A 23,393-nucleotide genomic window follows, 5' to 3' on the forward strand; every position below is an offset into this window, starting at 1 on the left:
GCCGCTGATCGTGAAGGAAATCTTCCACATCATCAACGACCTGCGCAAGACCGGTGTGGCGACACTGCTGATCGAGCAGAACGCACGCGCGGCGCTGCAGGTGGCGGACTATGGGTATGTGATCGAGACGGGGGACATGGCGATGGAGGGGCCGGCGGCGGAGCTGGCGGCGAATCCGAAGGTGATCGAGACGTATCTGGGGCTGGCGAAGAAGGCGGCCTAGGCCTTATTGATTGTCGGAATTTATACGACGAATAATAACTGGCATTTCCAGTCATTACTATTTGTGGATTGGATGGCAAGAAGCCGGACCCCACAGATGCGTTCTTGATCCATGGTTAGCGCAGCGATAGGTACGCTATATATCTATGGAAAGAATGTAAATGCATATACGAATTGGCGATCAATTCGTTGTGTAGATATCCGCGTACCAAGAGGCGAGTGACTATTCGGCGAACAAAAATAATTTACAGAATTTTTCCTTCTGTTATTTGTCTGGTGAATTTTCCTGATTGGCCTGCAGCACGTCGGGATCATGCGCCGCCATGCCAAGTAGCCACGCACGAAACTTGGCAAATGCGGGATGGTCCCGCCTCTCCCTCGGCGCACACAGAAAGTACCCCCGCGTCAGCCTGATCGGCAAATCGAACGGCGCCACCACGAGCCCCGCGGCAATCTCATCCCGTACCAGACAGCGCTGCAGTACGGCCACCCCCATGTCCGCCTTGACCGCCTGGACCAGAATCGAGACCTGGTCGAAGCCCGTGGCAAGCGCCGGCGCAGCACTGGGTACGCCTGCCGCATACAGCCAGTGTTGCCAGTTGGCAGGGGCGGTGGTGTGGTAGAGCAAGGGTTCTTGCAGCAGTTCTGCCGGCTCGGACCATCGTCCAGCCTCATGGCGGGCGCGGGCCCGGTCGGGATGACAGATGGGTACCATCTCGCTGCCGATCACGTAGTCGCATTGCAGGCTTGGCCAGCGGTCCGGGGTGCCGGCCAGGATTGCAGCATCCGGCGCCGGGCCTGTGAAATCCTCGTTGCGCCGGTACGGCACAAAGTCCAGGCGGATCTCGGGGTAGCGACGGTGGAAATCCGGCAGCCTTGGTATCAGCCATACGCTGGCCAGCGTGGGCACCGCGGACAGCGTGAGGTGATGCTGACGGTCGCGAGAGAGCAGGGCGGCGCTGGCGTGCTCAATGGCTGCCAGCGGGCCGGCCACCGAGTCGAGCAGTTGCCGGCCGGCATCCGTCAGGGTCAGGCGATGCGCATTGCGCTGGAGAAGGGGCTGGCCAAAGTGCGATTCGAGACGGGCAATGGCGCGGCTGATCGCCCCCTGGGTGACACACAGATCCTCGGCCGCACGCGTAAAGCTGCCCAGCCGCGCGGCGGCGGCAAAGGCATGCAGTTCGGACATCGAGGGCGAGCGTAGCCGCATTGGGGGAGGGCGGAGCCGAGAATGAGCTTTGGTAATGCAACCGTGCAATATAGTCGTTTGTGCGGACCCGGTAAACTGCCGACACTTGGCCACCTTCCCATATAACTCCAAGGAGAAAACCCCATGATCCGAGCCAGTTTGCCGCGCCGGCATTTTGTCCTGTCCTGCCTGGCGGCATGCGCCAGCCTCTCTGCCGCTGGCGGCGCGTTCGCGCAGGCCAACTATCCGAACCGCCCGATCCGCCTGGTCGTACCTTTTGCCGCGGGCGGTTCGACTGACCTGTCGGCGCGCCTGGTGGCGGAGTTCGGCGGCCGTGAACTGGGCCAGTCGATCGTGGTGGAGAACAAGGGCGGTGCCGGCGGCTCGCTTGGCATGGAGCAGGTCGCGCGCGCGGCTCCGGATGGATATACCATCGGCATGGCTACCGTCAGCACGCACGGTTCCAACCCGGCCGTGTACCCCAAGCTGAATTACGACCCGATCAAGGATTTCGCGCCAGTCACCAATGTGGTGGCGATCCCCAGTGTGTTCGCCGTGCATCCGAGCGTGCCGGCCAAGACCATGCAGGAGTTCGTTGCCCTGGTCCGTGCCAACCCCGGCAAGTACAGTTTCGCTTCACCGGGCGCGGGTTCGCTGGGCCATGTGAATATCGAGAACTTCATGATGCTGGCCAAGATCGACCTGCTGCACGTACCTTACAAGGGCGCCGGCCTGGCACTCAACGATGCGGTGGCGGGGCAGGTCAATGCGATCACCGACAACCTGTCGTCCACGCTGCCCCACGTGAAATCCGGCCGGCTGCGCGCGCTCGCTGTGCTGGGCGCAGTTCGTTCACCGCAGTTGCTCAACGTGCCGACCTACGCGGAACTGGGCTACAAGGAGATGGGGGATGGCGGCTGGTTCGGCATCGTGGCACCCGCGGGCACGCCGCCGGCTATTGTCGAGAAGCTCAACAGCGCCATCCACAAGGCCATGCAGAACCCGGAGTTCAAGCGCAAGGTGGAAGAGTCCGGCGGCACGCTCGTGCCGACCACGCCGGATGGCTTCAAGGTGCAGATCCAGCAGGCCATGACGCGCTATGCGCGCGTCGCCAAGGCCGCCAATATCAAACTGGATTGATTGCATGAATGATAGCTTCGAACCCTTTGTCCAGTCCGCGCCGCAGGCTCAGGCCTTGCCGCTGGTTTGCGATTCGCCGCACAGCGGCACGTGCTACCCGCAGGACTTCGGTGCGGCCATCCCGCGGCAGCGCCTTCGGAGCGGCGAGGACACCCACGTGGAATCGCTGTGGGAAGCCGTGCCGCGGATCGGCGGCACGCTGATTGCTGCGAATTTCCCCCGCGTCTATATCGATCCCAATCGTATGTTAGACGATCTGGATCCTGAACTGCTGGATGGCGCCTGGCCTGAGCCGCTGGCGCCAGGTGAAAAGACGCGCCTGGGCTATGGACTGATCTGGCGCAATGTGGATGCGGCCACACGGATCTACGACCGCAAGCTCTCGCTGCAAGAGGTACGCGGCCGGATTGATCGATACTACCGCCCTTACCATCAGGCACTATCGGCGGCGGTGGAGGAGGCCTACCAGCGCTTCGGTGCGGTCTGGCATCTGAACCTGCACTCGATGCCGAACAACGCCTATGAGCGGCTCAAGATCCAGAGTCCGCGTCCACTGGCGGACTTCGTGCTGGGCGATCGCGACGGCACGACCTGCGAGCCGGATTTCGTCGCACTAGTGGAATCCGAATTGCGGGCGCTCGGCTATACGGTGGCGCGTAACGATCCGTACAAGGGCGTGCAACTGATAGCGCAAATTGGGCGCCCCGCCGAGCGGCGCAACAGCTTGCAGATCGAGATTCGCCGACCGCTGTATATGGATGAGGCAACGCGCGAGCGCAGCACCGGGTTCGGCCAGGTTCAGGCGGATCTCGGCCGACTGGTCGAACGCATTGCCAGCTACTTGCGAGAGCAGGGCGGGGCATGATGCGTAGACGTTAATCCAGTCAGTATCCAAGCCGGGCCATCGCGCCCGGCTTTTTTTGTTTCACGTGGAACACACCCGAGTTATTCATGCGGCATGTTTCACGTGAAACATGCCGCGGCGCAGGGACGCCACAGCGAATGCCGCTATAATTCGGCATCCCGATTCATTTCCCGCCAGCCTCCCGGAGGAGGCGCCTCCATGCTTTACCCAAAAGAATTCGATGTCATTGTTGTCGGCGGCGGCCACGCCGGCACGGAAGCCGCGCTCGCCGCGGCTCGTATGGGCTGCCAGACGCTGCTGCTGAGCCATAACATCGAGACCCTTGGCCAGATGAGTTGCAATCCGTCGATCGGCGGCATTGGCAAGGGCCATCTCGTCAAGGAAGTGGACGCAATGGGTGGTGCCATGGCGGCTGCCACGGACGAGTCGGGCATTCAGTTCCGCATCCTGAATTCCAGCAAGGGCCCGGCCGTTCGCGCCACCCGTGCTCAGGCCGACCGCGTGCTGTATCGCAAGGCGATCCGTACCCGGCTGGAAAACCAGCCGAACCTCATGCTGTTCCAGCAGGCCGTGGATGACCTCGTGGTGGAGGGAGACCGCGTGGTCGGTGCCGTCACTCAGGTTGGCATTACGTTCCGCGCGCGCGCGGTTGTGCTGACCGCCGGCACCTTCCTCGACGGCAAGATTCACGTGGGGCTGGATAACTACACCGGCGGACGTGCAGGCGATCCTGCGTCGGTATCGCTGTCCGCGCGGCTGAAGGAACTCAAGCTGCCTCAGGGCCGCTTGAAGACCGGTACGCCGCCGCGCATTGATGGCCGCACCATCGACTTCTCCGTGATGGAGGAGCAGCCCGGCGATCTCGACCCGGTGCCTGTGTTCTCCTTCCTGGGCCGTGCCGAACAGCACCCGCAGCAATTGCCGTGCTGGATCACGCATACCAATAGCCGTACCCACGATATTATCCGTGGCGGCCTCGATCGTTCGCCGATGTACACCGGCGTGATCGAGGGGGTAGGGCCGCGCTACTGCCCCAGCATTGAAGACAAGATCCACCGCTTCGCCAGCAAGGACAGCCACCAGATTTTCCTGGAGCCGGAAGGGCTGACGACCAACGAGTTCTATCCCAACGGGATCTCAACCAGCCTGCCGTTCGACGTGCAACTCGCCTTGGTGCATTCGATCCGTGGCATGGAGAACGCGCATATCCTGCGCCCTGGCTACGCCATCGAGTACGACTACTTCGATCCGCGTGCCCTGAAGGCCTCCCTGGAGTCCAAGGCGATCCGCGGCCTGTTCTTCGCGGGGCAGATCAACGGCACCACCGGCTACGAGGAGGCGGCGGCCCAAGGCCTGCTGGCCGGTATCAATGCCGGGTGCTTCGTGAAGGAGCGCGAAGCCTGGACTCCCCGGCGGGACCAGGCCTATCTTGGGGTTCTGGTCGACGATCTGATCACCCGCGGGGTCTCGGAACCGTACCGAATGTTCACCAGCCGCGCGGAGTTCCGTTTGAGCCTGCGCGAAGATAATGCCGATATGCGATTGACCGAGGCTGGTCGGGCGCTTGGCGTTGTCGACGATGTGCGCTGGGATGCATTTAACCGGAAACGCGATGCTGTTTCACGTGAAACAGAGCGATTGAAGGGGACCTGGGTCAATCCGAGCCTGCTGCCCGAGGCGGATGCGGTGCCGCTGCTCGGCAAGGCGATCGAGCGCGAGTACAACCTCGCCGACCTGCTGCGCCGTCCGGCCGTTACGTACGACGCACTGATGGCACTGCAGGATGGCAAGTTCGCGCCGGCCCAGCCGCTGGATACCGATCCCCTGCTGGTCGAGCAGATTTGCGAGCAGATCGAGATCGGCATCAAGTATCACGGCTACATCGCACGCCAGGCTGCGGAGGTGGATAAGCTGGAAGCCAACGAATCCACCCGCTTGCCAGAAGACTTCGATTACACCGAAGTGCGCGGCCTGGGCATTGAGGTCGGCCAGAAACTGAACCAGCACCGCCCGGAGACACTCGGCCAGGCATCGCGTATTTCCGGCGTGACGCCGGCGGCGATTTCACTGTTGCTGGTCCATCTGAAGAAAAAGGGCATGGGGCGTACCAAGTCCGGCTCCAGCCAAGAGGCCGCCTGAGTGAGGAACCAACGTTACACCGCCGTGGACGATGCCGACCAGCGCCGTCGGCTGGAAGCCGGCCTGTCCGCCATCGGGCTGGCTCTCTCCGCGCCACAGATAGACCAGTTGTTTGCCTACCTCGCGCTGCTGCGCAAATGGAACGGCGTCTATAACCTGACCGCCATCCGTCATCCTGACGAGATGCTCACCCACCACATGCTGGATTCGCTGGCCGCTGTGCCGGCGTTGGCGGAGGCGGCGCGCGCCGCCGTGGTGGAGGAGGGCGCGCGCCGCCGGGTGCTCGACGTGGGTTCGGGCGGCGGCATGCCCGGCCTGCCGCTTGCCATCGCCTGTCCCGATGTATCGGTACTGATGGTCGACATCGTGCAAAAGAAGACAGCCTTCCTCACGCAGTGTCGGGCACAGCTCGGATTGTCCAATTCCGCTGCCCATTGGGGGCCGGTCGAGAAGCTGGAGGACAACAAGGGCTATGCGGTGATCACCTCGCGCGCATTTGCAGAGTTGAGCGATTTCGTCTCGCTCGCCGGCCACCTGCTGGCGCCGGGCGGCAAGCTGATAGCAATGAAGGGCGTTTATCCCCAGCCCGAGATCGATCGCATGGAAGCGGCCGGGCTGATGGCACAGTGGCAGGTCGAGGCAATCCCGCGCCTGACCGTGCCGGAGCTGGACGCAGAGCGTCACCTGGTGGTGCTGTCGCGCCGCTGACCCGGCCGGTGGTTGTCGCCGGCGCCCACCCCCGGCAGGTTGAAATCAAGCAGGAGCAGCAGGAGCTTATGGCCAAGGTATTCGTGATCGCAAACCAGAAGGGCGGCGTCGGCAAGACCACCACCACGGTGAACCTTGCCGCCGGGCTGGCGGCACAGGACCAGCGCGTGCTGCTCGTCGACCTCGATCCCCAGGGCAACGCCTCGATGGGATCCGGCATCGACAAGCAGTCGCTCGAACACAGCGTCTATCAGGTGCTGGTCGGGCTATCTACGGTGAAACAGGCGCGCCAGCACTCCGAGTCCGGCAAGTACGATGTGTTGCCTGCCAACCGTGAACTGGCCGGTGCGGAAGTAGAGCTGGTCGAGCTGGATCAGCGCGAGCGCCGGCTCAAGAACGCCCTTGCCGAAGTCGATGACGAGTACGATTTCGTGCTGATCGATTGCCCACCCTCGCTCTCCCTGCTGACCCTCAACGGCCTCTGCGCCGCCAACGGCGTAATCGTGCCGATGCAATGCGAGTACTTCGCGCTGGAAGGGCTGTCCGATCTCGTCAACACCATCAAGCAGGTGCACGCCAACCTCAATCGCGACCTGAAGGTGATCGGCTTGCTTCGTGTGATGTTTGATCCACGTGTGACATTGCAGCAGCAGGTGTCAGCCCAGCTTGAGTCGCATTTCGGCGACAAGGTGTTCAAGACCGTCATTCCGCGCAATGTGCGGCTGGCGGAAGCACCGTCCTACGGCGTACCCGGCGTGGCCTTCGATCCGTCCTCCAAGGGCGCCAAGGCTTACCTCGACTTCGGCGCGGAAATGATCGCGCGCGTCAAGCAACTCGGCTAAGCGCCGGGCCTGAGATTCACGTATACAGGATACCGAGATGAGCACCGTGAAGAAGAAGGGCCTGGGCCGCGGACTGGAAGCCCTGCTGGGTGGGCCGGCCGAAATTGTCGATGCCGTCAAGCAGGAGGGCGCGCCTTCGGTGCTGCGTCTGGACCAGCTCCAGCCCGGCAAGTACCAGCCGCGCACGCGCATGGATGAGGGTGCGTTGCAGGAGTTGGCCGCGAGCATCCGCTCCCAGGGTCTGATGCAGCCCATCCTGGTGCGCCGCGTGGCCGAGCCGGATCGCTACGAGATCATTGCCGGGGAGCGGCGCTTCCGCGCCTCCAAGATCGCCGGGCTCGACGAGGTGCCGGTGCTGGTCAAGGACGTGGCAGACGAAGCCGCCGCCGCGATGGCGCTCATCGAGAATATCCAGCGCGAAGACCTCAATCCGCTGGAAGAAGCGCAAGGCATCATGCGCCTGGTGCGCGAGTTCAATTTCACGCACGAGCAGGCGGCGGAATCGGTAGGGCGCTCGCGCAGCGCGGTATCCAACCTGCTGCGTCTGCTGAACCTCGCCCAGCCGGTACAGACCATGCTGATGGCGGGCGATCTCGACATGGGGCACGCGCGCGCGTTGCTACCCGTCGACGGCGCCAACCAGATCACGCTCGCCAATCAAATCATTAATAAGCGATTGTCGGTGCGCGAGACCGAAAAGCTGGTAGCCTCCACCCTCAAGCCCCTGGACCTCAGGTTGCAGAAACCAAACAACGGCGCACCGGCGCGCGACGTGACGCGCCTTGAGGAAGAACTATCCGACGTGCTTGGCTTGCCAGTGCAGATCAAGCTGGGCACCCGCGGCAAAGGCCAGCTCACCATTCACTTCACCAGCAACGATGCGCTCGACGGTGTGCTGACACGCCTGCGCGAGCCCGGCGAGAGCCAGTCTCCCGCCTGAGTGGGCTTCCCGAAAATAGTGCGCGATTAACGGCCGGGCTGCGTGGTTTTAGTGCCACGGACCGGCCGCGATGATCCCTTCGTAAGCGCCACGCAAGGGCGTTAAACGACCATGGTGCGCCGCTGTCCCAAGGCGCTTCAATTACTTGGCGCGTTATTGGAGGCAGTCGGTCGCGCGCGCACTATGGGCGCGTGGAGATTGCAAGCGGAATGCGGACTGTTGCAAGGAGTCTGTAAGCAGATTGACTCGCATGGTGCATTCCTCGTAAAATCGTGCGGTTTGAATTCCGGCCGGTCCAGAAAAGTTCCGGGTCGGATTAAACAACAAGCAGAGGCAATACGCAGGTGGTTTCAGATCGTCATGATGCTGGTCAGGATAAAGACCGGCAGCCGCGTAACGCACCTAAAGTCGCACGTAATGCAGCCTGGGAAACCTGGGAAGACGACGAGGCGGAGCGCGAGGAAGAGGCGGTCGATCCGCTGTCGCGCGTCGAGGCGGAAACGCTGTTCGGCGAGCGCGCGCTGCGCCCTTCGCGCATGACGCCCGGCAGGGTCGTGCTGGCGCAGATGGCGGTTACTGTTTTGTCGGCCATTGCCTGGCGACTGTTTGCCGGCGGTAACGCCGGGGCGGCGGGTTGGTCCGCACTATTTGGTGGCACGGTATGTTTCGTGCCCAGCGGCTTCTTCGCCTTGCGCCTCTGGATGTCGCGCGAGCGTCCCTCGATCAGCGGGCTTGTGGTCGGCGAGGCGATCAAGGTGTTTGCCACCGCCGCACTGTTTGTGCTGGTGGTGGTGCTGTACAGCGAGTTGCGCTGGGTTCCGATGCTGGTCACGTTCCTGCTTGCGCTCAAGACCTACTGGGTGGCGCTGGCGATTCGCTGAGGGTGTGCCTCAGGGCAAAGTGGCCAGGCGCAGTAGATCGAATAAGTGTGCTTCCTGTCGAAGTGGGGCACGAAAACAGAATATCAAGAGTTTTTTGGCGTGGCGCGTCACAACAGTGAAGCGCGGCGCAGATAAGGTTCAAACGAGCTTGCCCGCGGTGACCAGCAAATCATGCTGAAGGCGGTGCAAGAAGCGTACCGGCAAAATGCCGGCAACTGGTTTCGCAATATTACGGTTCGTTTCGACATGTCAGCTGCTCAAGGCGCCGAACAGGCCCTCACCCCCTCCGGCTATATCGCCGAACACTTGCAGAATTTCAACTCGGTCGGCGGCAAGCAAGCCTCCGTGGTTGACTTCAGCATCATCAACTACGACACCGTGTTCTGGTCGGTACTGTGCGGCGCCATCGCCTGCCTGTTCCTGTACGCCGCAGCGCGCCGCGCCACCGCCGGCGTGCCGGGCCGTTTCCAGGCATTCGTCGAAATGATCGTCGAGATGGTCGACGACCAGGCCAAGGGCATCATCCACGGCGACCGTTCCTTCATCGCTCCGCTGGCGCTGATGGTGTTCTGCTGGATCACCGTGATGAACGCCGTCGACTTGATCCCGGTCGACTGGGTCACCGGCCTGAACGGCCTGCTGGGCATCTTCCACATCCACCTGCCGCACCATCGCGCCGTTGCCACGGCCGACCTGAACGGCACGCTGGGCATGTCATGCGCCGTGCTGGTGCTGATGATTTACTACAGCTTCAAGATCAAGGGCGTGGGCGGTTTCGCACATGAGCTGCTGTCGGCCCCGTTCGGCGCCAAGTGGTACCTGGCCCCGTTCAACCTGGTCCTGAACCTGATCGAATTCCTGGCCAAGGCGGTTTCGCTGGGCATGCGGTTGTTCGGCAACATGTACGCCGGCGAACTGGTGTTCCTGCTGATCGCGCTGCTGGGTTCCATCTGGACGTTCAGCGCAGACCTGTCCGCGCTGGGCTTCGTCGGTCACGTACTGGCCGGTGCTGTCTGGGCGATCTTCCACATTCTGATCGTTTTGCTCCAGGCCTTTATTTTCATGATGCTGACGCTGGTGTACATCGGCCAGGCTCACGATCACCACTGATTTTCAAGTTTTCGGTTTTTCGGTTTTTTGGTTCTAAGTCTCTTCTCAATTAAAGGAGTCGTCATGCAAGCATATCTCGCCAACATCCAGGGTCTGACCGCCATCGGTATCGGCATCATCATCGGTCTGGGCGCAATCGGCGCCTGCCTGGGTATCGCCCTGATGGGCGGCAAGTACATCGAAGCGTGCGCACGTCAGCCCGAGCTGATGAACCCGCTGCAAACCAAGATGTTCCTGCTGGCTGGCCTGATCGACGCGGCATTCCTGATCGGTGTTGGTGTTGCAATGCTGTTCGCATTCGCCAACCCGCTGCTGGCTGTCATCAAGTAATTCTTTTCGGTCTGCATGATGCTGACGGGCGGCGCGGGCCACTTAGCCTGGCCGCCCTTGCGCATTTATCTGTAGTTTGATTACCGAAAGGAACACACCATGAATCTGAACGCAACGTTTCTTGCGCAGATGGTCGTGTTCTTCATCCTGTGGTGGGTAGTTGCCAAATTCATTTGGCCGCCGCTGGTGAAGGCGCTCGACGAACGCGCAAAGAAGATCGCCGATGGCCTCGCCGCCGCCGAAAAAGGCAAGGCTGAGCTCGAACTCGCCAACAAGCGTGTGGACCAGGCCCTGGCCGAAGCCCGCACCGAAGGTGCCCAACGCGTCGCCGACGCCGAGAAGCGCGCCCAGCTGACGGCTGACGAGATCAAGCAGAACGCCCAGGCAGAAGCCGCACGCATCATTGCCCAGGCCAAGGCCGAAGCCGATCAGCAAGTTACCCGCGCGCGCGAGCAATTGCGCGACCAGGTCGCCGTGCTGGCCGTCAAGGGTGCCGAGCAGATCCTCAAGCGCGAAGTGAACGCGCAGGTCCACGCGGATCTGCTCAATCAACTCAAGGCTGAGCTCTAATCATGGCTGAAACCGCAACCATTGCCCGTCCCTACGCAGAGGCGCTGTTCCGCGTCGCGACCGAGTCGAGCGGCAATCTGGATGCATGGTCCGAGCTGGTGTCGGAAATGGGGCAAGTTGCCGCCAATCCCGACTTGAAGGCGGTGGCTGGCGATCCGAACGTGCAAGGCGACAAGCTGACCGCACTGTTCCTGTCGGCCCTGAAGTCTCCGGTCAACGACGAAGCCAGGCGCTTTGTCAGCCTGCTGGTGGCTAACCACCGCCTGTCGGTATTGCCGGAAATCGCCGAGCAGTTCCATGCGCTCAAGAACGACCGTGAAGGGTCGGCAGATGTCGAGATCACGAGTGCCTTCCCTATCGAGGGCGCAACCCTGACCGACCTCGTCGCCTCACTCGAACGCAAGTTCGGCCGCAAGCTGCAGCCTTCGGTTGCGGTGGACCCGTCGCTGATTGGCGGCGTGCGCGTCAAGGTCGGCGACGAAGTGCTCGACACCTCCGTGCGTGCGCGCCTGGCAGCAATGCAAGTGGCGCTGACCGCATGATGCGCGTAAGCGCGCATACCGGCCGACGGATTGAAGAATTAGGAGCATTGTGATGCAACTGAACCCCTCAGAAATCAGCGAGCTGATCAAGTCCCGCATCTCGGGTCTTGGCGCTGACGCTGAAGTGCGCAACACCGGCACGGTGATTTCCGTGACCGATGGTATCTGCCGCGTGCACGGCCTGTCCGGCGTGATGCAGGGCGAGATGCTGGAATTCCCCGGCAACACCTTCGGCCTCGCGCTGAACCTCGAGCGCGACTCTGTCGGCGCCGTGGTGCTGGGCGACTACGAACACATTTCCGAAGGCGACCCGGTCAAGTGCACCGGCCGCATTCTGGAAGTGCCGGTTGGCAAGGAACTGCTGGGCCGCGTGGTCAACACGCTGGGCCAGCCGATCGACGGCAAGGGCCCGATCAACGCCAAGGAATTTGACGTGATCGAGAAGGTTGCCCCTGGCGTGATCGCACGCCAGTCGGTTAGCCAGCCGGTGCAGACCGGCCTGAAGTCGATCGACGCGATGGTGCCGATCGGCCGTGGCCAGCGCGAGCTGATCATTGGCGACCGCCAGACCGGCAAGACCGCCGTCGCTGTCGACGCCATCATCAACCAGAAGGGCAAGGGCGTTTTCTGCGTCTACGTGGCAATCGGTCAGAAGGCTTCGACCGTGAACAACGTGGTGCGCAAGCTCGAAGAGCTCGGCGCGATGGAGTACACCATCGTGATCGCGGCAACGGCTTCGGACTCCGCCGCCATGCAGTACCTGGCTGCCTACGCCGGCTGCACGATGGGTGAGTACTTCCGCGACCGCGGCGAAGACGCGCTGATCGTCTATGACGACCTGACCAAGCAAGCCTGGGCCTACCGCCAGGTGTCGCTGCTGCTGCGCCGCCCGCCGGGCCGCGAAGCCTACCCCGGCGACGTGTTCTACCTGCACTCGCGTCTGCTCGAGCGCGCAGCCCGCGTGAACGCCGACTACGTCGAGAAGTTCACCAAGGGTGCCGTGACCGGCAAGACCGGCTCGCTGACCGCGCTGCCCGTGATCGAAACGCAGGCTGGCGACGTGTCCGCCTTCGTGCCGACCAACGTGATCTCGATCACCGACGGCCAGATCTTCCTGGAAACCGACCTGTTCAACGCAGGTATCCGCCCCGCAATCAACGCCGGTATCTCGGTGTCGCGCGTTGGTGGTGCCGCCCAGACCAAGGTCATCAAGAAGCTGTCCGGCGGTATCCGTACCGACCTGGCCCAGTATCGTGAACTGGCTGCGTTCGCGCAGTTCGCTTCCGACCTGGACGATGCCACCCGCAAGCAGCTCGAGCGCGGCCGCCGCGTGACCGAACTGCTCAAGCAGGCTCAATACCTGCCGCTGCAGGTGTGGCAGCTGGCCGCGTCGCTGTACGCAGCCAACAACGGCTTCCTCGACAACGTGGAAGTGAAGGACATTCTCGCGTTCGAGAAGGGCCTGCACGACCATCTGAAGACCAAGTACGCCGACCTCATCAACCGCATCGAAGATACCAAGGATCTGTCGAAGGAAGATGAAGCCACGCTGCGTGCCGCGATCGAGGATTTCAAGAAGTCCGCCGCGTTCTAACCGCGCAATTCCACGAAACTGCGCCGGCGCCGTTGCCATGACGGTGCCGCCGCAGCACGAATGGAGAGGAAGATATGGCCGGAACGAAAGAAATTCGAACCAAGATCAAGAGCGTGCAAAACACGCGCAAGATCACCAAGGCGATGGAGATGGTCGCCGCGTCCAAGATGCGCAAGGCGCAGGAACGGATGCGTAACGCCCGTCCTTACGCTGAGAAAGTGCGCAATATCGCGGCGCACCTGGCTGAAGCCAACCCCGAGTTCAAGCACCCCTTCATGGTGGCGCGCGACATCAAGCGCGTCGGCATGATCGTGGTGACGACCGACAAGGGGCTGTGCGGCGGCATGAACACGAACGTGCTGCGCGCGGTGACCAATGAGCTGCGTGAGCTGCAAGGCCGCGGCGTGCAGGTGCAAAGCACCGCCATTGGTTCCAAGGGCATGCAGTTCCTGGGCCGCATCGGCGCCAAGGTGGTTTCGCACGTGGTGCAGCTCGGTGACACCCCGCATCTGGAAAAACTGATCGGTGCGATCAAGGTCCAGCTCGACGCCTACACCAATGGTGAGGTGGACGCTGTGTACCTGGCTTACACCAAGTTCATCAATACGATGAAGCAGGAGCCGATGGTGGAGCAGCTGCTGCCGCTCCCCGCCGACAAGTTTGCCCAGACCGAAGATGAAAAGCGCGCCTACTCGTGGGATTACATCTACGAGCCCGACGCCCAGACCGTGGTGGAAGAACTGTTGGTCCGCTACGTCGAAGCGCTGGTGTACCAGGCCGTGGCCGAAAACATGGCGTCCGAGCAGTCGGCGCGCATGGTGGCCATGAAGGCTGCATCCGACAACGCCAAGAACGTGATCGGCGAACTGCAACTGGTCTACAACAAGACCCGTCAGGCAGCGATCACCAAGGAACTGTCGGAAATCGTCAGCGGTGCCGCAGCCGTCTAAGGCGTCAAGTATTCAAGCTATCGGAGATACGAAATGAGTATCGGAAATATTGTGCAGTGTATTGGCGCCGTGGTGGACATCGAGTTCCCCCGCGACGCGCTGCCGAAGGTGTACGACGCGCTCGTGCTGGAAGAGAGCAACGAAGCCTCGTTCGCCGAGAAGGGCCTGACCTTCGAAGTGCAGCAACAGCTGGGTGACGGCGTGGTGCGTACCATTGCCCTGGGTTCGTCGGACGGCCTGCGCCGCGGCATGGCGGTGAAGAGCACCGGCGCCCCGATTTCGGTGCCGGTTGGTCAAGGCACCCTGGGCCGCATCATGGACGTGCTGGGTCGTCCCATCGACGATGCCGGCCCGATCGCATCGGACGAGCGGCGCGGTATCCACCAGAAGGCTCCGAAGTTCGACGAACTGTCGCCTTCGGTTGACCTGCTGGAAACCGGCATCAAGGTGATCGACCTGGTCTGCCCGTTCGCAAAGGGCGGTAAGGTTGGCCTGTTCGGTGGCGCCGGCGTTGGCAAGACCGTGAACATGATGGAGCTCATCAACAATATCGCCAAGCAGCACAGCGGTTTGTCGGTGTTCGCCGGCGTGGGCGAGCGTACCCGTGAAGGGAACGACTTCTACCACGAAATGAAGGACTCGAACGTTCTCGACAAGGTGGCCATGGTGTTCGGCCAGATGAACGAGCCGCCGGGCAACCGTCTGCGCGTGGCACTGTCCGGCCTGACCATGGCCGAGAAGTTCCGCGACGAAGGCCGCGACATCCTGTTCTTCGTCGACAACATCTACCGCTACACGCTGGCCGGTACGGAAGTGTCCGCACTGCTGGGCCGTATGCCTTCCGCAGTGGGTTACCAGCCGACGCTGGCCGAGGAAATGGGCAAGCTGCAAGAGCGCATTACCTCGACCAAGACCGGCTCGATCACGTCGATCCAGGCCGTGTACGTGCCTGCGGATGACTTGACCGACCCGTCGCCTGCTACCACCTTCCTGCATCTGGACTCGACCGTCGTGCTGTCGCGTGACATCGCCGCGCTGGGTATCTACCCCGCCGTCGATCCGCTCGACTCGACCTCGCGTCAGCTCGACCCGCAAGTCGTGGGTCAGGAGCACTACGACGTGGCCCGTCGCGTTCAGCAAACGCTGCAGCGCTACAAGGAACTGCGCGACATTATCGCGATTCTGGGCATGGACGAACTGTCGCCGGAAGACAAGCAGGCTGTGTCGCGTGCTCGTAAGATCCAGCGTTTCCTGTCGCAGCCCTTCCACGTCGCGGAAGTGTTCACGGGTTCGCCGGGCAAGTACGTGCCGCTGAAGGAAACCATCCGTGGCTTCAAGATGCTGGTGGACGGCGAGTGCGATCACCTGCCCGAGCAAGCGTTCTACATGGTCGGTTCGATCGACGAAGCCTTCGAGAAGGCCAAGAAGCTCCAGTAAGCGGCGTCTTTCGCTTTCAGCGCCGTAGTGGCGGTTGCCGCGGACAGCAATGTCGGCGGCGGCCGCGCTCAGCCTGAGCGCGGAATACTTGCTTCCTGGCAACGGGAAGCCGAAGCTTTCAGGGACTAAAGGAATTCACATGGCAACCATTCTTGTAGACGTCGTCAGCGCCGAATCGTCGATCTTCTCCGGTCAGGCGAAGTTCGTGGCGCTGCCGGGCGAGTCGGGCGAGCTGGGTATCCTGCCGGGCCATACGCCGCTGATTACGCGTATTCAGCCGGGCGCGGTGCGCATCGAGAAGGAAGACGGCAGCGAAGAGTTCGTGTTCGTGGCCGGCGGGATTCTCGAAGTCCAGCCCAAGCACGTCACCGTGCTGGCGGACACCGCGATCCGCGGCGGCGACCTCGACGAAGCCAAGGCGCAGGAAGCCAAGCGCGCCGCCGAGGAGCTGATGCAGAATCAGAGCAGCGATCTCGACCTGGCACGTGCGCAAGGCGAGCTGGCTGTTGCTACTGCGCAACTGGCTGCCATCGCGCGCCTGCGTCGGAAACGGTAAGAAGAAGCAGTACCGCCGCAGCTGTTGTTTTTTTGGCAGCGGCAAAAAAAAGGCAGCCTCGCGGCTGCCTTTTTTGAATCCCAACGACTATTCTGTCGGCTCAGGACAAAAAAAAGCGCGCGGGCCGGGGAGGCTCCGCGCGGACGGGAAAATCCCTTCGAGGGGTCAATTCGAAGGAACGGGTAAGGTCCAGGTCAACCAACAGGCGCAAACCACTTTCTTGGTGGTCCAACATCCGGTCGGACAGTATTGATCGCATTCAGACGATCTCACCAACCAGAACCGGCACGCGCCAACATCATCTCAACCTGGTACACCGACCGCAGCATCGTCTGCGATCCGGTCAATCTAGGTGGGAATGCTTCCTTAGGCTTTCTTCAATGCGCCCTCCCTTTCTGTTTGGGGGAGGGAACGCCTTTCACAAAAAACTGATTGTGTTAAAGCATTGTGGGGGAAACTTTTGGGGATGGCAGTAACAAAATGTATCGGTTTGCAAGAAGTTGAAAGCGCGGTAACTAAAAAAGCGTCTAAATAGGCGTTTTAGCGCGCATTGCATCTGCTCCGCCGCCAGGCGGCGGGAACATCACCACGTGGCGCGGGTCCGATAGATTTCGCTGAACTCGCCATCCGCTTTGCGGTCCGGCCATCGATTGCCATGCCGCCTCACTCCGCTTTTTCCCCCGTCGCTCCTGCTTCCGCACATACCACAAGAGGCCTTGTCCAGCTTGGCATTGCGGCGCTGTCAACCGCTTCCCTGTTTGCTGGCGGTCTTGCTTGCGCCGCCGAGTTGCAAGCGCCCAATGGCGTGCTGTGGCAGGGCGAGCTTGACGGCGGCGTGCAGGTAGCGCTGACGATTTTCTCGCGCGCCGGGACCGAGCGGGTCGAAGGAACGGCCCGTTACGATTCAATGCTTGCCGCCGCACCACGTCAACTCGATGGCCAATTGACAGCGCAGGGGCGCCTGAGCGTGCGCGAGCGCGACGACGTCCAGGCGCCGGCTGAGTATCCCGAGCCCCGCGCTGGTGCACGTTTCGAAGGCACCGTCTCCGCCGATGGGCTGAGTGCCACCGGGCAGTGGATGAGTATCGATGGTACCCGCCGGCAGACACTAACGCTGACCCGCAAGGCGATTTACCGTGAGCGCACCGTGAAAGTGGCAGGCGCGCAACTTACCGAACGCTTTCCGGAGACTGGCCGCCCCCGACTCGATGCGCTAATTGCATCGCTGCGTGACAGCGGATGCGGTGAGGGCGAGCAGGAATGCCGCAGCGGGATCGAGCTGATGCGCCTCGACGGCGGCGTTGTCAGCCTGCTGCGTACCACCTGGCGCTATAGCGGCGGTGCCCACGGCAGTCTCGACTTTGTCGGCGGCACCTGGCGGAGCGATACTGCCGAATCCGCATCAGCGGCATCCGCGGCGCCGGCCCGGTCTGTCTATACGCCTGTCCGGCTTGCAGACCTGCTGCAGCCGGGCGAGGCTTGCCTGCAAAAACTCAACGACGAACTGCAGGTCGAGCTGAAGCGGCAGGGCGCGGCCGAGCCCGAACGCGGCGCGCTTGATGTGCAAGCCCTGCGTGATACGCGCACTCCATTTATCCTGTACCGCGGTGGCCTGGTAATGCACTATGCGCCTTACGCGGTAGGGCCGTTTGCACAGGGCGCATACCAGGTGGCGGTGCCTTTCGCGCGGCTGGGCAGTTGTGCCCGCCCGCCTGCCACCGGCCGCGACAAATCCCCGGAACCCAACGAGAAGGAACAGACGTGAGCGAGATGCATCAGGCCATACACAGCATGCTGGCGATGAAGACCGTGGCTGTGGTTGGCCTCTCCGACCACCCCGACCGCGCCAGTCACGAAGTGGCTACCTTCCTGCAGCGCCACGGCTACCGTATCGTGCCGGTCAACCCGCGCCATGCCGGCGAGCGCATCCTGGGGGAAACCTGCCACGCCAGCCTGGCCGATGCCGCCGCGGTGCTGGCTGAGTCGGGGCAGCGTATCGAATGGGTCGATATCTTCCGTCGCGCCGCCGACGTGCCTCCGGTGGTCGAGGACGCCATCGCGATCGGCGCCCGCGGGGTCTGGTTTCAGCTCGGCATCGTCAATGACGTCGCCTTCGGCCGGGCCAGCGCCGCCGGCCTGCTGGCGGTGCAGGACCGCTGCAGCAAGATCGAGCTGATGCGCCTCGCGTCCTGATCCCGCTACACTAGCCGGTCGAGCACAGACCAGACAAATTCCACTCGCAAGCAGCCATGGCCATCGATCCCCAGCTCCTCGACTACTATCGCCGTCTCGCCGAGCGCTACGCCGGCCAACCCACACCGGCCGATGCGGCCGGCCGCCGCGCACGCTTCGCCGAGATCGCAGCCACCTCGATCATGCCGGATCCGGAAGGCGTCGTTGCCGCCGATCTGGAGATCCCGCTGCCGGGCCGCACCCTGGCCGCGCGCCTGTTCCGGCCCGAGGCCGTGGCCGAGCCGCGCCTGATCGTCTACTTCCATGGTGGCGGCTGGGTGGTCGGCTCGCATGACACGCACCACAGCGTGGCAGCGCTGCTGGCTGCCGACACGGGCTGCGCGGTGGCGAGCGTGGATTACCGGCTGGCGCCGGAATTTCCATTTCCGGCGCCTTGCGACGACGCGCTGGAAGCCGTCCTGTGGTTCGCCGAGCAGCGCGTGCGCTTGCGCCTGGACGCGGGCTTCCTGGCCGTGGCCGGCGACAGCGCGGGCGGCCACCTGGCGGCGCAGGCGGCGCGCTGGGCCAATGCGCATGCGCGTCCGGGCCTGGTCAACGCCCAGTTGCTGGTCTACCCCGTGACGGCCCCGGTGCTGGCGACCGAAAGCTATCGCGCCTTCGCGGATGGTCCTGGCCTCACACGCGACGAAATGGCCTGGTTCTGGACCGAATTCATCGGTGCCGGGCGCCTCGCCGAAGGCGCTGCCATCGAAGACACGCGCATCCACCTGATGGGCGCCGCGCCGAAGCACCTGCCGCCGGCCAGCGTAGTGATGGTCGCCGCTCACGATGTGCTGCGTGACGACGGCCTGGCTTATGCCGATTACCTGGTGCGCTACGGCGCACCGGTGATCACGCTGGAAGCGAGCGGCATGACGCACGGCTTTGCCCGCCTGCAGCCCGATGTCCCGCGCGCGCGCGAATGGATGCGCCGCGCCGCGCAGGCCTTCAAGGAACTGGCGGCGGATATCTGAGCGGGCGGCCCCGGCGGAATGGCCGCSGGGGCCGCCGCGCCTCGCCTATCGTCCCGAGCCAGCCACAAGACTGCCGGCAGCGACTGGCCATCCCGTAAAATGGCGGTCTTACGAGGATGACCATGACCGCATTGCAGAACGATACCTTCCTGCGCGCGCTGCGCCGGCAACCCACCGAGTACACCCCGCTGTGGCTGATGCGTCAGGCGGGGCGCTACCTGCCTGAATACAACGCCACGCGCGCTCGCGCCGGCAGCTTCCTCGGCCTGGCCAAGAACCCGGCCTACGCGACCGAAGTCACCCTGCAGCCGCTCGAGCGCTATCCGCTCGATGCGGCCATCCTCTTCTCCGACATCCTTACCGTGCCCGACGCCATGGGCCTGGGCCTGTCGTTCGCGCAAGGCGAAGGACCGCGCTTCGCGCATCCCCTGCGTACCGAGGGCGATGTCAAGAAGCTGGCGGTGCCGGACATGGCCTCGCTCTCCTATGTGTTCGACGCGGTCAGCGAGATCCGCCGCGCCCTGGTGCAGGACGGCCGCCAGCGCGTGCCGCTGATCGGTTTCTCGGGTAGCCCCTGGACACTGGCTTGCTACATGGTGGAAGGCGCCGGCTCCTCGGATTTCCGCACGGTCAAGGCCATGATGTACAGCCGCCCGGACCTGATGCACCGCATCCTGGAGATCAACGCCGCGGCAGTCGCGGCCTACCTGAATGCGCAGATCGAGGCTGGCGCGCAGGCGGTGATGCTGTTCGATACCTGGGGCGGTACGCTGGCCGATGGCATGTACCAGGCCTTCTCGCTGGCCTATATGCGCCAGGTGCTGGCTGGGCTGAAGCGCGAGCACGACGGCCAGCAGGTGCCGGCCATCGTGTTCACCAAGGGCGGCGGCCTGTGGCTGGAAGAACTCACCGGCATCGGCGCCGACGCGCTGGGACTGGACTGGACGGTCAACCTGACCCAGGCGCGCCGCCGGACTGGTGGCAAGGTGGCCCTGCAGGGCAACATCGACCCCAATGTGCTGTTTGCGCCGGAGGCCGCGATTCGCGAGCAGGTGCGCGGCGTGCTCGACAGCTATGCCGCCGGCGGCGGCAGCGACGGTCACGTTTTCAACCTGGGTCACGGGATTTCCCAGTTCACGCCGCCCGAGAATGTGACGGTGCTGGTGGACGAGGTACATCGCTACAGCCGGCAACTGCGCGTCGCCGCGACGTGACAGGGGGTGCACGTCTTACCGCCCGCCCAGGGCTGCCATCTGTGCGGCGCAGCGAGCAGGCCTCGCGCGCCGCGCAGGGATGCCCGCGTGCCGGGTGAGGCTTGCAAGAAGCGCTGTCAAGTAAACTATTTTGCAATATTTCGTCCTTTCGGTGCTGGTTCGCGCTTGTCAAGGCTTGACTTATGCACATCAATGGGTTTTCCGCAGTGCAAGAGCGGGTTAGTCCTTAACTCATCTGAGGGAGGTCTGCAAGTCCTTGATTTACAAGGGATTGCATCCAGGCAAGGTCGGGTTGGAATGCCCATGGGAGCCTTGTTTTACGGGCGTTTGCGGGAACTCCGGGCGAGTTTTCAACAAAGTTATCCACAGGCGGTGCCCGAGGCCGGGAAAACCAGCCATCTATCATCGACTTAGGGGCACATTTGAAGCGTTACTTTAAGTTGATGTTGCGCCGCACACTTAATTTGGCCGAAATGCGGCCTGGCGCCGGTCTGCACACGCTTCGGGCCTCTTTGCCCCATTGTGGAACGTACCTGCTGCTGCGCTCCGTGTCCGGGTCGGGAGGCGCAGTGTGATGTCCCCGGCGATCCCCGGGGAAGCCGGGTCGGCAGCGGCACCGGCAAGCGTTGCGGGCAGGGATGGTGCCCCGCTCGCCGTGGTGCAGGTGGCGCTCGATACACCGGCCGACGACGTTTTCGACTACCTTGCCGGTCCCGAAGTACAGCCAGGCGATCTGGTGGCCGTGCCGTTTGGCCGCCGCATGCTGGTGGGCGTGGCGGTATCGCGTTCGGCGCACTCGGACGTACCTGCCGAGCGCCTGCGTCCCGTCGCCCAGCACCTGGACTGGCTGCCGCCGCTCGGCGCGCACTGGGTCGCCCTGGCGGCGTTTGCCGCCCGCTACTATCACCGCTGCCTGGGCGAAGTCATGTTGCCTGCGCTGCCTCCGGCGCTGCGCGAAGCCGACGGCTGGGCGCGGCTGGCCCTGCGTGCCCGCAGCGAGCATTACCGCGTAGTCCCGGGGCAAGGCGCGGCCCTGCTGGCGGCGGTGCCGGCGCGTGCGCGTACCGTGCTGGCGCTGGCACAGGCGCTGGTAGCCGCCGCGGAGGACGGGCCGGCGGTATCCGCTGCCGAGGCGCGTGCGCTGTGCAGCGCCGCCCCGTCGCGCCTGGCGGAGTGGGCCGGGGCCGGCTGGGTGACCTCCGAGCGTGCCGACCGGCCTTTGCTGGGCACGCCTGCGGCAAGCGAGCCGTCCGCCGCGCCGCCGCTGCACGACGAGCAGCGCGTGGCTGTGGAAGCGATCGTGCAGGCCACGGGATTCTCACCTTTCCTGCTCCACGGCGTGACCGGCAGCGGCAAGACCGAGGTGTACCTGCACGCCATGGCCGAAGTGCTGGCGCGGGATGCGCAGGCGCAGGTACTGATGCTGGTGCCCGAAATCAACCTCACCCCGCAGTTGCAGGGCCGCATTGCCGCGCGTTTCCCGCATCTGCCGCTGGCGGTGCTGCACAGCGGCCTGGCCGACCAGGAGCGCACCCTGCAATGGCTGGCCGCGCACCGCGGCGAGGCCCGCATCGTGCTGGGCACGCGCCTGGCGGTCATGGCTTCGTTGCCGCACCTGGCGCTGATCGTGGTCGACGAGGAGCACGATACCTCCTACAAGCAGCAGGAAGGCCTGCGCTACTCGGCCCGCGACCTCGCGGTATGGCGCGCCAAGCAGCTTGGCGCCGCGGTGGTACTGGGCTCGGCCACACCGTCGATGGAGTCCTGGTGGCGCGCCGAGCAGGGCACCTACCGCAAGCTGGTGCTGCGCGAGCGCGCCCAGACCGACGCCACGCTGCCGACAGTGCGCCTGATCGATATCAACCAGGAGCGCCAGCGCCAGCGCGCGCTCTACGAAGGCCTGTCGGTGCCTTTGCTCAACGCCATCGAGGCTCGCCTGAAGCGTGGCGAGCAGAGCCTGCTTTTTCTCAACCGGCGCGGCTATGCGCCGGTGCTGGCCTGCGACAGCTGTGGCTGGCTTTCCGGCTGCCCGCGCTGCTCGGCCTACCTGGTGCTGCACCGGCCGGAGCGCCGCCTGCGCTGCCATCACTGCGGGCTGGAATCACCGGTGCCGCATCACTGCCCGGACTGCGGCAACGTGGACGTCGCGCCGCTTGGGCGGGGCACCCAGCGCATCGAGGAGGCCCTGGCCGCGCGTTTCCCGCAAGCGCGCATTGCCCGCATCGACGCCGATTCCACGCGCCGCAAGGGCAGCGCCCAGGCCATGTTCGACGAAGTGCACGCGGGCGAGGTCGACATCCTGGTCGGCACCCAGATGGTGGCCAAGGGACACGATTTCCAGCGTGTGACGCTGGTCGGCATCGTCCATCCCGACGCCGCCATGTTCAGCCATGATTTCCGCGCCGCCGAGCACTTGTTCGCCTCGCTGATGCAGGTGGCCGGCCGCGCCGGACGGGCAGGGCTGGCTGGCGAAGTACTGATCCAGACACGCTATCCCGACGCATCGGCATTGCAGGCATTGGTACGCCATGACTATGATGGATTCGCGGCCACGCAGTTGCGCGAGCGCCGGCAGGCCGGGTTGCCCCCGTTTGCTTACCAGGTGCTGGTCACGGCCGAGCATGCCCAGCTGGAACGCGCGCTGGCTTTCCTGCAAAGCGCGCGCAACCGCGCAGATGCATGCCCCATGGCGCCGGAGGTGCAACTCCATGACCCGGTGCCGATGTCGATGGTGCGCGTATTCAACCGGGAGCGTGCGCAGATGCTGGTAGAGAGCACATCACGCCTTGCGCTGCAGCGGTTTATCAGCGAGTGGGTGCAAACTTTTGGTGATGCAATGGCCGATGCCAAGGGCGTGCGCTGGCAACTGGAGATCGATCCGCTGCGAATTTGAATCCGTTCCGGAACGCGCTGAGGCCAGCGCAGCGCCAGGTACGGTGCAACCCACATTTTTGGATT

General features: G+C 63.6%; 21 protein-coding genes and 1 pseudogene. 21 read left to right on the top strand and 1 reads right to left on the bottom strand.

Translation table 11 applies throughout. The features are described from left to right. Positions 1-223 (top strand): annotated as a pseudogene (locus tag AC1DS6_RS09030) (ABC transporter ATP-binding protein); the annotation flags it as partial. A 264-nt stretch (positions 224-487) separates the two neighbouring features. Here AC1DS6_RS09030 and AC1DS6_RS09035 read toward each other — a convergent pair. After that, entirely contained in the window at positions 488-1,432 is a 945-nt protein-coding gene (locus tag AC1DS6_RS09035) for a LysR substrate-binding domain-containing protein (protein ID WP_441632213.1), read from the bottom strand. A 123-nt stretch (positions 1,433-1,555) separates the two neighbouring features. Between AC1DS6_RS09035 and AC1DS6_RS09040 the strand changes: the two genes are divergently transcribed. The 20 genes from AC1DS6_RS09040 (at position 1,556) to AC1DS6_RS09135 (ending at position 23,328) form a co-directional block, all read left to right on the top strand. Beyond that, positions 1,556-2,551, top strand: coding sequence for a tripartite tricarboxylate transporter substrate binding protein BugE (locus AC1DS6_RS09040; protein WP_441632215.1), 996 nt, complete (start codon positions 1,556-1,558; stop codon positions 2,549-2,551). Positions 2,552-2,555: 4 nt separating this feature from the next. Continuing rightward, a complete protein-coding gene (locus AC1DS6_RS09045; protein ID WP_441632217.1) occupies positions 2,556-3,416 on the top strand; it encodes an N-formylglutamate amidohydrolase in 861 nt (286 codons plus the stop codon). Positions 3,417-3,614: 198 nt separating this feature from the next. Next, positions 3,615-5,555: a tRNA uridine-5-carboxymethylaminomethyl(34) synthesis enzyme MnmG gene (gene mnmG, locus AC1DS6_RS09050; RefSeq protein ID WP_441632219.1), complete on the top strand. Its 1,941-nt coding sequence runs from the start codon at positions 3,615-3,617 to the stop codon at positions 5,553-5,555. After that, positions 5,556-6,263, top strand: a complete 708-nt coding sequence (gene rsmG / locus AC1DS6_RS09055; RefSeq protein ID WP_441632221.1) for a 16S rRNA (guanine(527)-N(7))-methyltransferase RsmG — start codon at positions 5,556-5,558, stop codon at positions 6,261-6,263. Between the two features lie 68 nt (positions 6,264-6,331). After that, the gene (locus AC1DS6_RS09060) at positions 6,332-7,105 is read left to right on the top strand and encodes a ParA family protein (protein ID WP_035873008.1); all 774 of its coding nucleotides are present in this window, start codon (positions 6,332-6,334) and stop codon (positions 7,103-7,105) included. Positions 7,106-7,142: 37 nt separating this feature from the next. Beyond that, positions 7,143-8,045: a ParB/RepB/Spo0J family partition protein gene (locus AC1DS6_RS09065; RefSeq protein WP_441632223.1), complete on the top strand. Its 903-nt coding sequence runs from the start codon at positions 7,143-7,145 to the stop codon at positions 8,043-8,045. A 344-nt stretch (positions 8,046-8,389) separates the two neighbouring features. Beyond that, on the top strand, positions 8,390-8,926 hold the full coding sequence (locus tag AC1DS6_RS09070; protein ID WP_441632225.1) for an ATP synthase subunit I: 537 nt from the start codon (positions 8,390-8,392) through the stop codon (positions 8,924-8,926). Positions 8,927-9,172: 246 nt separating this feature from the next. Beyond that, positions 9,173-10,036, top strand: a complete 864-nt coding sequence (gene atpB, locus AC1DS6_RS09075; RefSeq protein ID WP_441632227.1) for a F0F1 ATP synthase subunit A — start codon at positions 9,173-9,175, stop codon at positions 10,034-10,036. A 63-nt stretch (positions 10,037-10,099) separates the two neighbouring features. Beyond that, complete coding sequence (gene atpE / locus AC1DS6_RS09080) at positions 10,100-10,366, top strand: F0F1 ATP synthase subunit C (RefSeq protein ID WP_006157246.1); 267 nt, start codon at positions 10,100-10,102, stop codon at positions 10,364-10,366. 99 nt (positions 10,367-10,465) lie between these two features. Next, positions 10,466-10,936 carry a F0F1 ATP synthase subunit B gene (locus AC1DS6_RS09085; protein ID WP_441632228.1) on the top strand — a complete coding sequence of 157 codons (471 nt, stop codon included), beginning with the start codon at positions 10,466-10,468 and terminating at the stop codon, positions 10,934-10,936. Between the two features lie 2 nt (positions 10,937-10,938). Next, a complete protein-coding gene (locus AC1DS6_RS09090) occupies positions 10,939-11,478 on the top strand; it encodes a F0F1 ATP synthase subunit delta (RefSeq protein ID WP_441632230.1) in 540 nt (179 codons plus the stop codon). A gap of 52 nt (positions 11,479-11,530) precedes the next feature. Continuing rightward, complete coding sequence (gene atpA / locus AC1DS6_RS09095; RefSeq protein WP_276287619.1) at positions 11,531-13,072, top strand: F0F1 ATP synthase subunit alpha; 1,542 nt, start codon at positions 11,531-11,533, stop codon at positions 13,070-13,072. A gap of 74 nt (positions 13,073-13,146) precedes the next feature. Beyond that, the gene (gene atpG, locus AC1DS6_RS09100; RefSeq protein ID WP_441632232.1) at positions 13,147-14,022 is read left to right on the top strand and encodes a F0F1 ATP synthase subunit gamma; all 876 of its coding nucleotides are present in this window, start codon (positions 13,147-13,149) and stop codon (positions 14,020-14,022) included. Between the two features lie 33 nt (positions 14,023-14,055). Beyond that, positions 14,056-15,459 (top strand): F0F1 ATP synthase subunit beta, encoded by a 1,404-nt coding sequence (atpD, locus tag AC1DS6_RS09105; RefSeq protein WP_441632234.1) that lies wholly within the window; start codon positions 14,056-14,058, stop codon positions 15,457-15,459. Between the two features lie 139 nt (positions 15,460-15,598). Further along, positions 15,599-16,015: a F0F1 ATP synthase subunit epsilon gene (locus AC1DS6_RS09110; protein ID WP_035873030.1), complete on the top strand. Its 417-nt coding sequence runs from the start codon at positions 15,599-15,601 to the stop codon at positions 16,013-16,015. 787 nt (positions 16,016-16,802) lie between these two features. Further along, positions 16,803-17,780 (top strand): RsiV family protein, encoded by a 978-nt coding sequence (locus AC1DS6_RS09115; RefSeq protein ID WP_441632237.1) that lies wholly within the window; start codon positions 16,803-16,805, stop codon positions 17,778-17,780. 5 nt (positions 17,781-17,785) lie between these two features. Beyond that, positions 17,786-18,208: a CoA-binding protein gene (locus tag AC1DS6_RS09120; RefSeq protein WP_035873322.1), complete on the top strand. Its 423-nt coding sequence runs from the start codon at positions 17,786-17,788 to the stop codon at positions 18,206-18,208. A gap of 56 nt (positions 18,209-18,264) precedes the next feature. Continuing rightward, on the top strand, positions 18,265-19,221 hold the full coding sequence (locus tag AC1DS6_RS09125; RefSeq protein WP_441632239.1) for an alpha/beta hydrolase: 957 nt from the start codon (positions 18,265-18,267) through the stop codon (positions 19,219-19,221). Positions 19,222-19,337: 116 nt separating this feature from the next. After that, a complete protein-coding gene (gene hemE, locus AC1DS6_RS09130) occupies positions 19,338-20,435 on the top strand; it encodes a uroporphyrinogen decarboxylase (protein ID WP_477102462.1) in 1,098 nt (365 codons plus the stop codon). 574 nt (positions 20,436-21,009) lie between these two features. Beyond that, positions 21,010-23,328: a primosomal protein N' gene (locus AC1DS6_RS09135; protein ID WP_441632243.1), complete on the top strand. Its 2,319-nt coding sequence runs from the start codon at positions 21,010-21,012 to the stop codon at positions 23,326-23,328. The last annotated feature ends 65 nt before the right edge of the window (positions 23,329-23,393 follow it).

It is taken from the genome of Cupriavidus sp. 05L310 (assembly GCF_056398185.1).